Here is a 15,389-nt window from a genome sequence, read left to right as displayed (position 1 = left end):
CATGAGCACACCGCGTCCGGTACTGGTTGTCGACTTCGGGGCCCAGTACGCCCAGCTGATTGCCCGCCGGGTGCGGGAGGCCAAGGTCTACTCGGAGATCGTGCCGCACTCGATGCCCGTGGCCGAGATGCTGGCCAAGGACCCGGCGGCGATCATCCTCTCCGGCGGCCCCTCCAGCGTGTACGAGCCGGGCGCGCCGCAGGTCGACGCCAAGCTCTTCGACGCCGGCGTGCCGGTCCTCGGCATCTGCTACGGCTTCCAGGCGATGGCGCAGGCGCTCGGCGGCACCGTCGCGCACACCGGGCAGCGTGAGTTCGGCGGTACGACGCTCGCCGTCCGCCCGGGGGCCAGTGTGCTGCTGCACGACCTGCCGGCCGAGCTCTCGGTCTGGATGAGCCACGGCGACTGCGTGACCGGCGCACCGGCGGGCTTCGCGGTGACCGCGGGGTCGCCGGGCGCTCCCGTGGCCGCCTTCGAAGACGTGGCGGGCCGGCGGGCGGGCGTGCAGTTCCACCCGGAGGTGGCGCACACCGCGCACGGGCAGGCGATGCTGACCCGCTTCCTGTACGACATCGCCGGCATCGAGCCGACCTGGACGATGGGCAACATCATCGACGACCAGGTGGCGGCCATCCGGGAGAAGGTGGGCGACAAGGAGGTCATCTGCGCTCTCTCCGGCGGTGTCGACAGCGCGGTGGCCGCCGCGCTCGTACACAAGGCGGTCGGTGACCAGCTGACCTGCGTCTTCGTCGACCACGGGCTGCTGCGCGCGGGCGAGGCCGAGCAGGTCGAGCAGGACTACGTGGCGGCCACCGGCATCAAGCTCAAGGTGGTCGACGCCGCCGGCCGCTTCCTCGCCGCGCTCGACGGGGTCACCGACCCGGAGGCCAAGCGCAAGATCATCGGGCGGGAGTTCATCCGGGTGTTCGAGGCCGCCGCGCGGGAGGTCGCGGCGGCCGGTGACGTCGAGTTCCTGGTACAGGGGACGCTCTACCCCGACGTCGTCGAGTCCGGTGGCGGCACCGGCACGGCCAACATCAAGTCGCACCACAACGTCGGCGGGCTCCCCGAGGACCTCAAGTTTGCGCTGGTCGAGCCGCTGCGAACGCTCTTCAAGGACGAGGTACGGCAGCTGGGGCTCTCGCTCGGGCTGCCCGAGGCGATGGTGTGGCGGCACCCGTTCCCGGGGCCGGGGCTGGCGATCCGGATCATCGGCGCGGTCTCGGCCGAGCGGCTGGCGGTGCTCCGCGCCGCCGACCTGATCGCCCGCACGGAGCTCACCGCGGCCGGGCTCGACCGCGACGTCTGGCAGTTTCCGGTCGTGCTGCTCGCCGACGTGCGGTCGGTGGGCGTGCAGGGCGACGGCCGCACGTACGGCCACCCGGTCGTCCTGCGCCCGGTCTCCAGCGAAGACGCGATGACGGCCGACTGGTCCCGCCTGCCGTACGACCTGATCGCCCGGATCTCCACCCGCATCACCAACGAGGTGCCCGAGGTCAACCGCGTGGTGCTGGACGTGACCAGCAAGCCCCCGGGCACGATCGAGTGGGAGTGATCAGGGCGTCGGTCCCTGGGCCGGCCAGGCCGGCGCGTCGGCGGGCTCTTCCGGCATCAGAAACCACATCACCGGGTACGCGAGCGCGGCCAGCCCAGCGGTGAGCACGGTCGCCACCGCGAAGACCACGCGGACGAGCACCGGGTCCACGTTGAAGTACCGGCCGAGGCCGCTCGCCACACCCGCGACGACGCGGTCGGTGGTGGGGCGCCTGAGCTGCTTGTAAGGAGGGTTTTCGGTCATGTCTCAACGGTCCGCCCGGAGACGTTCCGCGACCTCGGTGAGCGCCCGGATGAGTACCCTGATACCTCCCGGATGGGCAGTGATGTGTCAGGAATCTGACTGGCGTCACAGACTTGTCACCTCATTCGGGAAGAATGCCCCCCTGTGACCCCCGCACTTGAGCCGCTTCGCAGGATCGCGGCCTACGCCGTCGTGTCCGATTCCGACGGGCAGGTGCTGCTCGTGCGCGCCTCGCCACGCTCCGGTACCCCCGGGGTGTGGTCGCTGCCCGGCGGCGCTGTCGACCACGGTGAGGATCCCAACCACACGGTCGTCCGCGAGACCGCCGCGGAGACCGGCCTCTCGGTGAGCGTGACCGGGCTGCGCGACGTGCTGGCCGACATGCGGGCGCTGCCGCACCGGGGCATCACGATCCACACCGACCGGTTGATCTACAACGTGACCGTCCGCGGCGGCACGCTCTGCGACCGCGTCGGGCAGCCCACCGACCTGGCCCGCTGGCAGACGCTCGACGCGGCCAAGGGGCTTCCGCTCCGGTCGTTCACCGCGGCTGCCCTGGGCCTGCCCGGAGCCGCGGTCGACCTGCGGCCGGACGCGGCGCCCGACTTCCCGTCGTTCTACGCCGTGCCCGGGCCGGACGGGCTGCACCGGGCGCAGCGCTTCGCGGCGTACGCGGTGGCCACCGACCCGGCCGGCCGCGTGCTGCTCACCAGGGTCGCCGAGGGCTACCCGGGCGCCGGCTGCTGGCACCTGCCCGGCGGCGGCACCGACTACGGCGAGCAGCCCGGCGCGGCGCTGATCCGCGAGCTGCTGGAGGAGACCGGCCAGACCGGGCGCCTGGTCGAGCTGCTCGGCGTGGCGAGCCACCGCGACGCCGCCTCGCTCGGCCCCGAGGGTTACCCGATCGACTGGCACGGCGTGCGCGCGTTCTATCGCGTGCTCGTCGAGGCACCGGCCCCGCCCAGCGTGGGAGACGTGGGCGGCTCGACGTCCGAGGCCCGCTGGTTCGGCCGCGACGAGCTGTTCGCACTGGCCGCGCACGAGCTCACCGAGGTCACGGCGGAAGCGATGCGCGCGGCCCGACTTTGAGGCGGATCGCCGCTTACGGCGTCTGCCGGGACGGCGTCGGGCGGGTGCTCCTCCCCGCGTGACCGAAGCGGCCGGCGGTTCGACGGTGGCGGCGAGGTGGTTCTCGCCGGACGAAGCCGCCGCGCTGCCATTGACCGTCGTGGCGGCCGCCGCGGTGTCGCGTATGACGACCGGTTTGGGTGGCACCGGCTAGAATGTGAGGCTGCGAATTTCGCGGGCGCGCCTACCAGGGGTTCGTTCCGGGAGATCCGCTCGGCTATCGCCAAGCCAGCCGGACTGTGCGATGGTGTAGGCCGCATGCGACCGGGCGGCCGTCGAGGCGGCGGGGAGACCGACCCGGTCATGGAGGGATACGTGCCGAGAGCCCCTTGGCGCCGGCGTCGTGCGACAGACAGTCCACGCCCCGGAGGGCGCCGCTGGGCAGGGCGTTTGCGCCGCAGCGGCTCGTTCGCCCGGCAGGTGCTGCTGGTCCGCGTCGGCCGGCGCCGGCCGGATTCGAGCGCCGGCTCCACGGTTGTCGTGCCGACCCACTACGAGCCGGTGACCGACGACGAGATCGAGTCGCTCCTGCCGGTGAGCCCGGCTCCCGCGGGCGCGGCCACCAGCGGCGGGACGATCCCGCTGCTGCCGGGCGACCACACTCCCGCCCGCCGGGCCAAGTTCGTGATCGTCAACGTCTGCACCCTCAGCAGCCTCACGCTCGGCCTGCTCGCCATCTTCCTGGCCATGCAGGGCGACGTCCGCACGGCCGCCGTCTGCCTGATCGCCTGCGTGGTGTTCGACGGCCTCGACGGCGCGCTCGCCCGCCGCTTCGGCGTGGTCAGCCCGTTCGGCGCGCAGATGGACTCGCTGGCCGACATGTGCTCGTTCGGCCTCGCCGCGCCCGTGGTCGTCTACGCCTCGCTCTCCGGCACCGTCCCCACCGCTGCCGCGGCGGCCGGCTGCACGCTGGTCGCCGGGTGCGCGGCGATCCGGCTGGCCCGCTTCAACGTCTCGCCCAAGGACGGCCGCTTCTTCTGCGGCGTGCCCACCACGATGGTCGCGGCGGTGCTCGCCGTCGGCGTGCTGATCGAGCTGCCCATGTCGGGCGCCGCCCAGCTCGCCGGCGTGACGCTGCTGGCGTTCGCGATGGTCTCCAGCTTCCCCTACGCCAAGATCGCCCGCCTGATCAAGCTGCCGCCGTGGCTGTGGCTGCTGCCGGTCGTGGGCGCCCTGGTCGACCCGCGCCTCACCTTCGCCGCGATCGTGGTCTGCTACGTCGCCAGCGGCCCCGTCCTCTGGCTCCGCCAGCGCCACTCCGGCGCCGTCTCGTCGAGCTGACCGCGGGTGGCGGCCCCCGCCACCCCAGCTCCGATTTGATATTTGAGCTACCGCGATCTCCGCGGTGGTCCGGACCGTTGCGCGGGGTCCCCGGGGAAACGTGGAGCGCAGCGGAGCGTTTTCTTGGGGTGCGTTCCCGCGGCCTCACCCTCCGCGCTCCACAACCACACTGCCCGCCCAGGTCGGTCCCGCACGCGACCGTTCTCCGCTGCCCGGGTCCGCGCCGGGTTCCTCGCGCTGTCGCCGCCGGGCCCGGTCATGCGTGCGCGGAGCTCTCGACCTGCACGCACAGACGGGGCACTGGACAACCCGCGCGGCGGTAGCGAGGGGTAAGCCCCAGCCGCAGGTGATCGACATCGTGTCGCGGAATCAGATCGTGGTACGTAGCTGCCCCCAGCGGGGCACTCAAATACCACGATCACCAGGTTCGGGCGGGATCGTCGCGGTCGCTCAGGTCTCGGAGATAGGGGTCCAGCGGGCGATGACCGATGCGCCGCCGAGTACACGATCGCCGGGGGCGACCAGCGGCTCGGCGGCGCCGGCCGGCAGGTAGACGTCGGTCCTGGAGCCGAAGCGGATCAGGCCGAAGCGTTCGCCCTTGGCGAGCAGGGCGCCGACCGGGGCGCGCTGCACGATCCGGCGGGCCACCAGGCCCGTGCGCTGGGCGACCACCACCGTGCCGTGTGCGGTGTCCAGCACCGTGTACGCCGCGACGTTGTGCTCGGCCTCCGGCCGCATGGCCGCGGCGAAGCCGCCGTCGGTGTCGAAGTAGTCGACCACCCGGCCGGCCACCGGCGCGCGGTTGACGTGCACGTCGAACACCGACAGGAAGACCGCCACCCGCAGGAACTCGTCCGGTCCGAACCGGTCGTCGCGGACCCGCTCGACCGAGAGCACCTTGCCGTCGCTGGCCGCCACGACCGCCGACCGGTCCTCCGGCACGTCGCGCTGCGGGTCGCGGAAGAACGCCGCCACCGGGGCCGCGGCCAGCGCCGGTACCAGCCACAGGCGTGACTTGGGGCGGGCGAGCCGGGTGAGCGCGGCCAGGCCGAGCGCGATGCCGGCGGCGGCCACACCGTTGGAGTCGATGTGCATGGTGCGGGTCAGCGGCACGCTCGACGGCCGGTACGCCGGCGCGACATGGCCGGCCAGCGCTGCCTCCGCCGCCGTGAAGCGGAGCCGGTGCACGCGCAGCGGCGGGTTGTTGCGCAGCACGAGGTCGGAGCCGACGCCGAAGAGCGCGGCCTGCCGGTCGAGCTCGGCCGCGGCACCACCGTTGAGCCCGGTGGCCACGGAGAGCACACCACCGTCCACGAGGTACTTGGTCAGGCCCTCGACCGTCGCCCGGGCCTCCTCGGCCGAGCCCCGCAGCGGCTCCGCGACGATCACCACGTCGGCGGGATCCGCCTCGGCGAGCGAGTCCGCCACGCGTACCCGCTCGGTCACCCACCGGCTCTGGGCCGCGATGTGGTCGCGGAGGGCGCCCACCGCGGCCGCCGCCACCGGAACGACGGTGAGTGTGTCGCCGGGCAGCATGCCCTCGATGGCGGCCGCCAGCACGGCGGAGCGGCCGTGCGCGCCGACGACGAGGCCCGACTTGGGGCCGTTGTGGCGGGCCAGCTCGCTGGCGAGGGTGCGCGCGGCGCGGGCCGCGGTGCGGGTCTGGGTCACGCGCCCAGCATAGGCGGCATCCGGTACGCCATCAGGGCGTCCCGCATGCCACGCGGGACGCCCTGAGGATCGGTCCAGGCTCAGCCCGGGTTGTTGTCGCGCTTGGGCTCCGGAGCCTTTGTCGTCTCCGGCGCCTTCGCCGGCGAAGGCGCCCCGCTGACCGGCGGCAGGTACGGCGTCTGCGGGCCGGCCAGCAGCTCCCGCACGATGTCGGCGTGCAGTTCGGCGGGGAGGCCGCTGACCGGTGCGAGGGCCGGCTCCGGCGCGGGTGCCGGCTCGGCCGGCGGGGGTGCTTCGCCCCGACCGGAGCGGAGCGCGCCCATCAGCCCGAGCGCGCCGAGGAAGATCAGCGCACCGGCCACGAACCAGCCCACCGCCGGCAGCGACAGGTGGAGCAGCTGGGCGATGAACCACCAGGCCGCGATGGCCAGGAAGAGGAGGGCGAACGTCAGGGAGACGCCATCAGTACGGTGCGGCTTCATCGGTGCACCTCCGCCGAGCCAGCGTTGACCTTGATGGTGATGTCGAGCTTGCCGCCGCCCTCGCCGTCTTCACCGAAGTTGACGATCTCGTCGGGCGAGGTCTGGAAGCCACTGGACTTGTTGTCGAAGATCTGCGCGTCGCCCGCGTTCACCTCGGCGTGCACCGTGGTGTCCACATTGGGCGGCACGATCACCTTGAGGTCGCCGAAGCTCACATGCACGGTGAGCACCTCGTCCTGGTTGGTGAAGTCCACCTTGGACAGGTCGAGGACCGCGCTGCCGAAGTTGTGCTCGAACCGCTCGGGCATGGTCTGCACGTTCACCGGCTGCCAGTAGACGTCGCGGCCCGAAGTCTCGTACCGCCCGACCTGGCTCTCGGCGATCGTCGAGATGCCGAGCGCGGCCGCGGCGATGAAGCCGAGCGCGATCAGCCACCGGGCCCGGCCGAACCAGGCCCCGATCAGCAGGCCGAGCGCGATCGTGGCGAGCACGCCGAAGAAGTACGTCGAGGGCTTGATGCTGACGAGGTTGGCCAGGTCGAGCGCGGCCACCAGGCCGAGCGCCACGAAGATCAGCGAGAACGTCGCGGCGCCGAGCGGCGAGCGCTCCTTGGGCGGCTTCGGCGGCTTGGGCGGTGGGGCCGGTGGCCCGCTGTAGCTGGGCGGGTAGGGACCCGGTCCGGCGTACGGCCCGTGTGGCGCGAACGGCGGGCGGTATCCACCCGGCGGCGGCGCGGGCGGTGCCGGCGGGAAGGGCGGGCCCGACCGGTGCGGCGGACGCGGCGGCATCGGCGGCGGGCTGGGCGGTTGCATGCGCGGCCCCGGAGGGGTCGGGGGCACCGGCGGGGGTGCCGAGGGCGGGGGAGGGAAGGTGGCCGTCGACGGGTACGGCCCGGAGCGAGCCGGCTGGGCGTGGCCTGGTCCCGGCGGGGGCGGGTACGGCGGTGGGGTCGGCTGCCACGGCCGCCCCGCCCCGAACGGCACCTCACCCCCGCTGTGTGCCGCCGGGGCGGAGCGGCCAGGCTTCCGGTTGAGCAGTAGTGCCCCACCGATGAGCACCGCGGCGCCCAGCACCACCGCCCGGAAGCCGTCCGTGACGATCAGACCGAACATCACCACGACCAGGACGCCGAGCACGATCACCATGACCGGCGACATGCTCGACCGGCCGCGGCCCAGCATCGACTCGACCGGTGAGGCCGTGTCGCCCTCGGCCGGGATGACGAGCCAGGCGGCGAGGTAGACGAGGATGCCGATGCCGCCGAAGAAGCCCAGCACGGCGAGGAGCACCCGCCACAGCACCGGGTCGGTGTTGGTGGCTCGGGCGATCGCGGCGCAGACACCGGCGATGTAGCGGCCCTGGCGGGGACGGACCAGACCGTACCGGGAGGTGAAGGCCGCCATGCTGGGGTCGTCGGCACCCGGCGGCGGTGGCTGCGCACCCGGCGGCGGGACCCCCGCGCCCGGCGGCGGTGGCGGAGGCGGCGGTGCCTGTCGGCCGCCCCCCAGCGGCGCCTCCTGCCGGCCGCTCCCCAGCGGCGCGTCCTGCCCTGCGCTCCCCAGCGGCGCGTCCTGGCCGCCGCTCCCTACCGGGGTGTCCTGGAGCGTCGGGTCGGCGGCCCACCGGTCGGCCGATGGCATCTCGGCCGTGGGCTCGTCCGGCCGCACCTCCGCGGTGGGCTCGTCCGGCCCCACGTGGGCCGTGGGCTCGTCACCCGCCGCCCGGGTCGCTTCCGCTTCCGTCGTGGAGGCCGCTTCCGCCGCCGAAGGCGCGGGCGCCGCCGAGGGCGTGGGCGAGGGCTGGGTTGTCTCTTCGCCCTCCGGTCGGCGGGCCTGGGCACCTTCATCCGTCATGTGTTCGATCCTCGCCGCTACCGCACCCGAACAGCCTCAGGCGCCAACCCTGACGCCACCCTGAGATCTCCGGCGCCAATGTCCGGGGCGTCCCCGTGGCCAGGGGGACGTTCCTCGTGTGACGATCGGTGAGCAGGCATCGAGCGAGGGAGCGCAGAGCCATCGTCACCGTCGGGACCCAGCAGCCCCGCCTCACCCGTTCCCGCGACCAGCGCGTCGTGGCGGGAGTGGCGTCGGGCATCGCGCGCCATCTGGGCATTCCCGTGGTGCGGGTGCGCATCGCGTTCGTGGTCCTGCTCCCGCTCAGCGGCCTGGGGCTGCTCCTCTACGCGGCGTTCTGGGCGGTGCTGCCGCTCCAGGTGCGCACCGCCGCCGCCCCGCCCCGGCGCAATTTCATGCACCTGCTCCCGTTCGTGGCGATCGGGCTGGGCCTGCTGCTGGTGCAGACGCTCGTGTTCGGTTTCGGCGCGATGGGCGTCACCGGCCTGGCCGGATGGCTGGTCGCGATCATCGCGGTCGGCGCCGGCATCATCTGGCACGAGTCCGACCCGGAGCGGCGCCGCCAGTGGAGCGAGACGTTGCCCCGGGTGCCGTGGCTGGGCGCGGTGGTCGACGAGAGCGACCGCCGGGCGTTCCTGCTCCGCTTCATCGGCGGCGGCGTGCTCGTCTCGGTGGGCATCATCGGCGTCGTCGCCGTCTACTCCCCGGCGGAAAACTTCGGCGCCGTCGTCAACGGCATCATCTTCGCGCTCGTCGGCCTCGCCGGCGTGGCGGTGGTGGCCGGCCCGGTGCTCTGGCGGACGTACAACCAGCTGCGCGCCGAGCGCGAGGGGCGCATCCGGGAGATGGAGCGGGCCGAGCTGGCCGCGATGGTGCACGACCAGGTGCTGCACACGCTCGCGCTCATCCAGCGCAACGCCGGAGACGTCAAGGCGGTGCAGCGGCTGGCCCGCGGGCAGGAGCGGAGCCTGCGCAACTGGCTGTACAAGCCGGTCGCCTCGCCCACCGAGCGGTTCGCCGCCGCGCTGGAGCAGGTGGCGGCCGAGGTCGAGGATACGTATGCGATCACGGTGGAGACGGTCGTGGTGGGTGACCGGGAGACCGACGAGCGGGTCGGTGCGCTGGTGGCCGCCGCCCGCGAGGCCCTCGTCAACGCGGCCCGCCACGCCAAGGTGCAGACCGTGTCCCTCTACGCCGAGGTCGAGCCCGACCAGCTCAGCGTCTTCGTGCGCGACCGGGGCGCCGGCTTCGACCCGTCCACCGTAGAGGATCATCGGCATGGCGTCCGCGGTTCCATCATCGGGCGGATGCGGCGGCACGGCGGGCGCGCGACGATCATCAGCGAGCCCGGCGACGGCACCGAGGTACGCCTGTTCCTCCCGACCACGCGGGAGAGCGTCACCACTGGGAAGGACGCGTCATGACCACCACCGACCAGACCGATCAGCAGCGGCGGCTGCGGGTATTCCTCGTCGACGACCACGCGATGTTTCGCGCCGGCGTCCGCGCCGAGCTGGGCGTGCACGTCGACGTGGTCGGCGAGGCGAGCACGGTGGCCGAGGCGATCTCCCGGATCGCGGCGATGGAGCCCGACGTGGTGCTCCTGGACGTGCACATGCCCGACGGCGGCGGCCGGGCGGTTCTCGACGCGATGCGCCGTACCCACCCGCAGGTCCGTTTCCTCGCGCTCTCCGTCTCCGACGCGGCCGAGGACGTGATCGGCCTGATCCGGGCCGGCGCCCGCGGCTACGTCACCAAGACCATCTCCCCGGACGAGCTGGCCGCCGCGATCCGCCGGGTGGCCGACGGCGACGCGGTCTTCAGCCCGCGGCTGGCCGGCTTCGTGCTCGACGCGTTCGCCGCGCGGCCGGACGCCCCGGTGGCCGACCCCGAGCTCGACCAGCTCACCAACCGCGAGCGCGAGGTGCTGCGCCTGCTCGCCCGGGGCTACGCCTACAAGGAGATCGCCAAGGAGCTCTTCATCTCCATCAAGACGGTGGAGACCCACGTGTCGAACGTGCTCCGCAAGCTCCAGATGTCCAACCGCTACGAGCTCTCCCGCTGGGCCGCCGACCGCCGCCTCGTGTGATCGAAGCTCCCGTCAAGTCGTTCTAGCGACGTGGGGGGAGCTTTTGATCACAGAGCAGCACCCCGTCTGCGAAAGTGCGTCCCGGCGTTTCTATGGACAGGACGGGTCAGCTGTAGGCCGTTGGCTCCCCGCATGGGCCGGGGTCGGATTGCGGGACGCGAAGGGCGAGGCCGCCGTCACTCGGTCCGCAGGACGGTGTAGGCCTCGGCGAGCCGGCCGTTGGGCAGGCCGGCCATCTCGGCCATCGTGACCATCCGGTCGCGGAGCCAGCCGCCGTCGAGGTCCAGGTGCGCGGTCTGCGAGGCGTGCGCGCGCAGTGCGGCGACCTTCCGCGGGTACGCCTCCGTGACGTCCACGGCGTGGTCGGGGTTGGGGCCGCCGGCGTACCAGACCTCGCGCACCACCCAGGGCTCGAGGCCGGACTGGAGCAGCTCGGGGTGGGCGAACGGGTTGCGGGAGTCCGGGTAGATCGCGCACGTGGTGGCCTCGCCGACCGCGAGGTGGTCCGGGTGGCTCGGGCCGGCCAGGCGCTCCCACCGGCGCAGCGGGCTGCTGGTGAGGATGCGGTCCGGCCGGAACCGCCGGATCGCCGCGGTGATGTCGCGGCGCAGCGCGTAGCTGGGTGTGAGCTGGCCGTCCCGGTACCCATCGAGGAAGTCGACCTGCTTGACCCCGACGGCGGCCGCCGCCGCGCGCTGCTCGTTTTCCCGGATCACCGGTATTTGATCTCGTGGCGTGTCGTCGAATCCGCCGGCGTCGCCGCGGGTCACGATGAGGTACGCCACATCGATGCCGGCGTCCACCCAACCGGCCACGGTGCCGGCCGAACCGAAGTCGATATCGTCGGGATGCGCGAACACGGCCAGTACGCGCCGAACGTCGGAGAGTGCGGGAGCGGAGGCAGGGAACGTCACAACAACCGATGGTACGACGGATCGGGTGTCGGCCGTTCGTCCGAAAAGCCCCTGGTCAAAGCCTGATGATCTTGGCGAAACATGATCTTTACACAGTATCGACCGCGTCCCGGCAGAATATCGGGTTGATAACGCTCCTTCACGATGGTGGGCGGGCGGTGTCACAGTGTCAGCACCTCACCCGCCCCGCACCAGCGCCCAGGAGGCATGGTCATGCACGCAGACGCCGCACCCAAGGCTGTCCGCGATCCACTAGCCTCCCTGGCGTTCCGCGCGTCGGCGGTGGTGACGGCCGATCTCAGCGGATCATCAAACTGCCAGGTCATCGCGAGTACCAGGCGATAGCCCCCGTTGGCAGCGTGACGCCGTGGACTGTCGGGCGGCACCGACCCGTAGCTGTGCGAAAAAACTGAGGAACGACAGCGAATCACTCAAGGGAGGCCCTGAGAAATGAGAGTCTCGAAGCGTGCGAGCGCGGTGGCCGCAATCGCGGCTGTCGCACTCGTCGCGGCAGGCTGCGGCGGCGGAGATGACAGCGAGGAAAACAGCGGCAACGCGGACAAGACCGCGAACGGCGCTATCACCATCGACGGCACCCAGCCGGCAAACCCGCTGCTGCCGAGCAACACCAGTGAGACCGGCGGCGGCGACGTCCTCGACTGGCTGTGGACCGGTCTGATCAACTACCCGCCGGGTGGCGGTGACCCGGTCAACGCGGTCGCCGAGTCGATCGACTCGACCGACGCGCAGACATACACGATCAAGATCAAGAAGGGCATCAAGTTCCACGACGGCACCGAGGTGCAGGCGAAGAACTTCGTCGACGCGTGGAACTTCACCGCCAACTCGGCCAACGGCCAGCAGCAGGCGAGCTTCTTCAGCGACATCGAGGGCTACGCCGACGTCCACGCCGAGGATCCGGACGGCGAGGAGGGCCCGCAGAAGGCCCCGGCGCCGAAGGCTCAGACCATGTCCGGCCTGGCGGTCGTCGACCCCTACACCTTCACGGTGAAGCTGGCCGCGGCCAACTCGATCTTCCCGGTGAAGCTCGGCTACAGCGCGTACTACCCGATGCCGGACTCGTTCTTCGCCGCGTCCAACAAGGACGAGTGGGGCAAGAAGCCGATCGGCAACGGTGCGGTCAAGTTCGTCTCCTGGACCGACAACGTCGAGATCAAGCTGACCCGCTTCGACGACTACACGCTTGACGACAAGGTCAAGATCAAGGACGTCACGGTCAAGCTGTACCAGGAGGACACGGCGGCCTACGCCGACCTGCTGGCCAACAACCTCGACTTCCAGCAGCAGGTGCCCTCGTCCTCGCTGGCCGGTGAGAAGTGGAAGGCCGACCTGGGCAACCGGGCGATGACCGTCGACATCCCGGTGCAGCAGCTGATCGCGTTCCCGATCTACGACAAGCGGTACCAGAACAAGGACCTGCGTCGTGCGGTCTCGCTCGCGATCAACCGGGAGGAGATCGCTTCGAAGATCTTCTTCAACACCCGTAAGCCGTCCACCAGCTGGGCCGCTCCGGGTACCCCGGGTGCCACCGGCTTCGACTGCACCACCTGCAAGTACGACCCCGAGGGTGCCAAGGCCGCGCTCCAGGCGGCGGGCGGCTTCCAGGGCGAGATGGTGCTGTACTACAACGCCGACGCCAGCCACAAGGACTGGATGGAGGCGGCTGCCGCCAGCATCGCGTCCACGCTGGGCATCCAGGTGCGCGCCGAGGGTATGCCGACGTTCGCTGTCTTCCGGCAGAACATCGACGGGCAGAAGATGACCGGCCCGTACCGCGCCGGCTGGCAGGCCGACTACCCGAACGGTGAGAACTGGCTCGGCCCGCTGTACGTGACCGGTGGTGGCTCGAACGACGGCAAGTACAGCAACCCGCAGGTCGACGCGCTCTACCAGGAGGGCTCGCGGCTGGCCGACGAGAAGGCGGCCGAGGCGAAGTTCGCCGAGGCGATCAAGATCGTCGACGCTGAGGTGCCATCGATCCCCGTCGTCTCGGTCACGCAGCAGTCCGGCGTCTCAAACCGGGTGACTGGCGTCAAGACCAACTGGGTCGGCTCGATCGACCTCTCCACGGTCGAACTCGTCTGATCCACCAGTATCAACACCTCAGGGTCCGGCCTACCATCAAGCGGTAGGCCGGACCCCCTGGGGTTTTCCACCCGGTGACGTGCGGCCACCCCTCGTGCGTCGCCCCCACCCTGTCCCGGCGTCAAACAGGACGCCCCGTCTGGAGGACCCATGGGCCGTTACGTCTTGAGACGGCTGCTCCAGCTCATTCCCGTGTTCTTCGGGACGACGCTGTTGATCTACGCACTCGTCTGGGCCGTACCGGGCGACCCCTTCGCCGGAAAGTGCGGCGAGCGCGCCTGCCCGCCGGACTACATCCAGTTCATGACCGAGAAGTACCACCTGGACGACCCGTGGCCGCTCCAGTACCTGTACTACATGGGTCACCTGCTGACCGGCGACTTCGGCCAGACGTTCGGCGGCCGGGACATCGGCGAGATCATCGCCCAGGCGTACCCGAACACGCTGAAGCTGGCGCTGGTGGGCCTCGCCATCGAGGCGGTGATCGGCCTCACCGCGGGCATCCTCACCGGCCTGCGGCGCAACGGCTTCCTGGACAACCTGGTGCTGGTCTCCACGCTCTTCCTGCTGGCCATCCCGACCTTCGTCAGCGGCTTCCTGCTCCAGTTCATCCTGGGTACGCAGTTTAAGATCATCAACCCGACGGTCTCCAGTGAGGTGCCGTTCCACGAGCTGATAGTCCCGGGATTCGTGCTGGCCAGCATCTCGATGGCGTACGTGGCCCGGCTGACCCGCACCAGCATCGCGGAAAACTCCCGCTCCGACTACGTGCGCACCGCCGTCGCCAAGGGACTGCCGCAGCGCCGGGTGGTGGGCGTGCACCTGTTCCGAAACTCGCTGATACCCGTTCTGACCTTCCTCGGCACCGACCTCGGATCCCTGATGGGCGGCGCGATCATCACGGAAGGGATCTTCAACATCAACGGGATCGGCCGGGAGGCCTACCGGGCCATCACCACCAAAGAGAGCGCTACCGTGGTCGGCATAGTGGTCGTCCTGGTGTTGGTCTACCTGCTGATGAACCTCCTGGTCGACCTGCTCTACGCCGCACTCGACCCGAGGATCCGCTATGAGTGACCCGACATCCGGTTCCCTGGTCACGACGCCGCCCCCGGAGCAGCCCGGTGTCGTCGGCGACACCGCCCCGGTCGGTGCCGGCCTGCCCGAGACCAAGCGGGACCAGCCGCGCGGCCTGCTCGGCGACGCCTGGTACGACCTGCGCCGCAAGCCGCTGTTCTGGATCTCGGCGGGGCTCATCGCGCTGTTCGTGGTGATGGCGGCGTTCCCGTTCTTCTTCACCAGCGGGAGCCCCAACGACCCCGTCGGCACCGGCCTCAGCCGGAGCCTGGAGGGCCCGAGCGGCGATGCGTGGTTCGGGACCGACATCCTGGGGCGCGACATCTTCGCCCGGACGATCTACGGTGCCCGCGCCTCGATCATCGTGGCGGTGGCGGCCACACTCGGCACCGTGCTGCTCGGCGCGTCGGTCGGCGTGCTCGCCGGGTTTCGGGGTGGCTGGGTCGACGCGCTGCTGTCCCGGATCGCCGACGTCTTCTTCGGGATCCCGTTCGTGCTCGGCGCGATCGTCATCCTCTTCACGTTCAACCCGGAGGGCGCCGGCTCCAACGAGTGGAAGATCATGGGGCTGGTCATCCTGGCGCTCTGCCTGCTGAGCTGGCCGGTGGCCATGCGGATCATGAGATCCAGCATCCTGGCGGCCAAGAATGCCGACTACGTCGTGGCGGCCCGCGCGCTGGGGGCCAGCAACTCCCGGATCATCTTCAAGCACCTCATCCCCAACTGCCTCGCCCCGGTGCTGGTCTACGCGACGATCCTCATCGGTGCGTACATCGGCGCGGAGGCCACGCTCTCCTTCCTCGGCGTGGGTCTCCAGTCGCCGGTCGTGTCGTGGGGTGTCATGATCAGTGACTCTCAGCAGTACATCCGGGTCGCGCCGTACTGGCTGCTGTTCCCATCGGCGTTCCTCGTCACCGCGGTCCTGAGCTTCGTGATGCTCGGCGAGGCGGTCCGCGAGGCCCTCGACCCGAAGCTGCGGTAGGAGACATC

14 protein-coding genes are annotated in these 15,389 nt (G+C 71.1%); 9 read left to right on the top strand and 5 right to left on the bottom strand.

Annotated features, from left to right (window positions below; translation table 11 throughout):
- The first annotated feature begins 1 nt into the window (after position 1).
- Positions 2-1,555, top strand: a complete 1,554-nt coding sequence (guaA, locus tag RB614_RS01975; RefSeq protein WP_308710571.1) for a glutamine-hydrolyzing GMP synthase — start codon at positions 2-4, stop codon at positions 1,553-1,555.
- Here the strand turns inward: guaA and RB614_RS01970 are convergent, their stop codons facing one another.
- Positions 1,556-1,798 carry a PspC domain-containing protein gene (locus RB614_RS01970; RefSeq protein WP_308710570.1) on the bottom strand — a complete coding sequence of 81 codons (243 nt, stop codon included), beginning with the start codon at positions 1,796-1,798 and terminating at the stop codon, positions 1,556-1,558.
- A 144-nt stretch (positions 1,799-1,942) separates the two neighbouring features.
- Here RB614_RS01970 and RB614_RS01965 point away from each other — a divergent pair, with 144 nt between their 5' ends.
- The 3 genes from RB614_RS01965 to RB614_RS01955 all read left to right on the top strand — a co-directional run bounded on the left by RB614_RS01965 (position 1,943) and on the right by RB614_RS01955 (position 4,207).
- A complete protein-coding gene (locus RB614_RS01965; protein WP_308710569.1) occupies positions 1,943-2,887 on the top strand; it encodes an NUDIX domain-containing protein in 945 nt (314 codons plus the stop codon).
- A gap of 58 nt (positions 2,888-2,945) precedes the next feature.
- Positions 2,946-3,080 carry a hypothetical protein gene (locus RB614_RS01960; protein WP_308710568.1) on the top strand — a complete coding sequence of 45 codons (135 nt, stop codon included), beginning with the start codon at positions 2,946-2,948 and terminating at the stop codon, positions 3,078-3,080.
- 236 nt (positions 3,081-3,316) lie between these two features.
- Positions 3,317-4,207 carry a CDP-alcohol phosphatidyltransferase family protein gene (locus RB614_RS01955; protein ID WP_308710567.1) on the top strand — a complete coding sequence of 297 codons (891 nt, stop codon included), beginning with the start codon at positions 3,317-3,319 and terminating at the stop codon, positions 4,205-4,207.
- A gap of 450 nt (positions 4,208-4,657) precedes the next feature.
- On the opposite strand, the gene RB614_RS01950 is transcribed toward RB614_RS01955, so the two are convergent.
- The 3 genes from RB614_RS01950 to RB614_RS01940 form a co-directional block, all read right to left on the bottom strand.
- Positions 4,658-5,878: a phosphatidylserine decarboxylase gene (locus tag RB614_RS01950; protein ID WP_308710566.1), complete on the bottom strand. Its 1,221-nt coding sequence runs from the start codon at positions 5,876-5,878 to the stop codon at positions 4,658-4,660.
- Positions 5,879-5,958: 80 nt separating this feature from the next.
- Entirely contained in the window at positions 5,959-6,360 is a 402-nt protein-coding gene (locus RB614_RS44215; RefSeq protein WP_428982904.1) for a hypothetical protein, read from the bottom strand.
- Positions 6,357-8,213 (bottom strand): PspC domain-containing protein, encoded by a 1,857-nt coding sequence (locus RB614_RS01940; protein ID WP_308710565.1) that lies wholly within the window; start codon positions 8,211-8,213, stop codon positions 6,357-6,359. The genes RB614_RS44215 and RB614_RS01940 overlap by 4 nt, the downstream gene beginning before the upstream one ends.
- 128 nt (positions 8,214-8,341) lie before the next feature.
- Between RB614_RS01940 and RB614_RS01935 the strand changes: the two genes are divergently transcribed.
- Together RB614_RS01935 and RB614_RS01930 are read left to right on the top strand one after the other, a co-directional pair.
- Complete coding sequence (locus RB614_RS01935) at positions 8,342-9,637, top strand: PspC domain-containing protein (RefSeq protein WP_308710564.1); 1,296 nt, start codon at positions 8,342-8,344, stop codon at positions 9,635-9,637.
- Positions 9,634-10,302, top strand: coding sequence for a response regulator (locus tag RB614_RS01930; RefSeq protein WP_308710563.1), 669 nt, complete (start codon positions 9,634-9,636; stop codon positions 10,300-10,302). Before RB614_RS01935 ends, RB614_RS01930 begins: the two co-directional genes overlap by 4 nt.
- A gap of 176 nt (positions 10,303-10,478) precedes the next feature.
- Here the strand turns inward: RB614_RS01930 and RB614_RS01925 are convergent, their stop codons facing one another.
- Positions 10,479-11,216, bottom strand: a complete 738-nt coding sequence (locus tag RB614_RS01925; protein WP_308710562.1) for a PIG-L deacetylase family protein — start codon at positions 11,214-11,216, stop codon at positions 10,479-10,481.
- A 450-nt stretch (positions 11,217-11,666) separates the two neighbouring features.
- Here RB614_RS01925 and RB614_RS01920 point away from each other — a divergent pair, with 450 nt between their 5' ends.
- From RB614_RS01920 to RB614_RS01910, 3 genes are all read left to right on the top strand, one after another.
- Positions 11,667-13,322, top strand: coding sequence for a peptide ABC transporter substrate-binding protein (locus tag RB614_RS01920; protein WP_308710561.1), 1,656 nt, complete (start codon positions 11,667-11,669; stop codon positions 13,320-13,322).
- A gap of 150 nt (positions 13,323-13,472) precedes the next feature.
- Positions 13,473-14,399: an ABC transporter permease gene (locus tag RB614_RS01915; RefSeq protein ID WP_308710560.1), complete on the top strand. Its 927-nt coding sequence runs from the start codon at positions 13,473-13,475 to the stop codon at positions 14,397-14,399.
- Positions 14,392-15,381 (top strand): ABC transporter permease, encoded by a 990-nt coding sequence (locus RB614_RS01910; protein ID WP_308710559.1) that lies wholly within the window; start codon positions 14,392-14,394, stop codon positions 15,379-15,381. The genes RB614_RS01915 and RB614_RS01910 overlap by 8 nt, the downstream gene beginning before the upstream one ends.
- Positions 15,382-15,389 lie beyond the last annotated feature (8 nt).

The organism is Phytohabitans maris (assembly GCF_031085175.1).
Classification (GTDB): domain Bacteria; phylum Actinomycetota; class Actinomycetes; order Mycobacteriales; family Micromonosporaceae; genus Phytohabitans; species Phytohabitans maris.
This window is presented reverse-complemented; position numbering and strand designations above follow the sequence as displayed.

What these genes read in the sequence shown, in the direction of transcription:
- guaA (WP_308710571.1), top strand. Translation starts at nt 2, where the DNA reads ATGAGCACACCGCGTCCGGTACTGGTTGTCGACTTCGGGGCCCAGTAC.
- RB614_RS01970 (WP_308710570.1), bottom strand. Translation starts at nt 1,798, where the DNA reads ATGACCGAAAACCCTCCTTACAAGCAGCTCAGGCGCCCCACCACCGAC.
- RB614_RS44215 (WP_428982904.1), bottom strand. Translation starts at nt 6,360, where the DNA reads ATGAAGCCGCACCGTACTGATGGCGTCTCCCTGACGTTCGCCCTCCTC.
- RB614_RS01940 (WP_308710565.1), bottom strand. Translation starts at nt 8,213, where the DNA reads ATGACGGATGAAGGTGCCCAGGCCCGCCGACCGGAGGGCGAAGAGACA.
- RB614_RS01930 (WP_308710563.1), top strand. Translation starts at nt 9,634, where the DNA reads ATGACCACCACCGACCAGACCGATCAGCAGCGGCGGCTGCGGGTATTC.
- RB614_RS01920 (WP_308710561.1), top strand. Translation starts at nt 11,667, where the DNA reads ATGAGAGTCTCGAAGCGTGCGAGCGCGGTGGCCGCAATCGCGGCTGTC.
- RB614_RS01915 (WP_308710560.1), top strand. Translation starts at nt 13,473, where the DNA reads ATGGGCCGTTACGTCTTGAGACGGCTGCTCCAGCTCATTCCCGTGTTC.
- RB614_RS01910 (WP_308710559.1), top strand. Translation starts at nt 14,392, where the DNA reads ATGAGTGACCCGACATCCGGTTCCCTGGTCACGACGCCGCCCCCGGAG.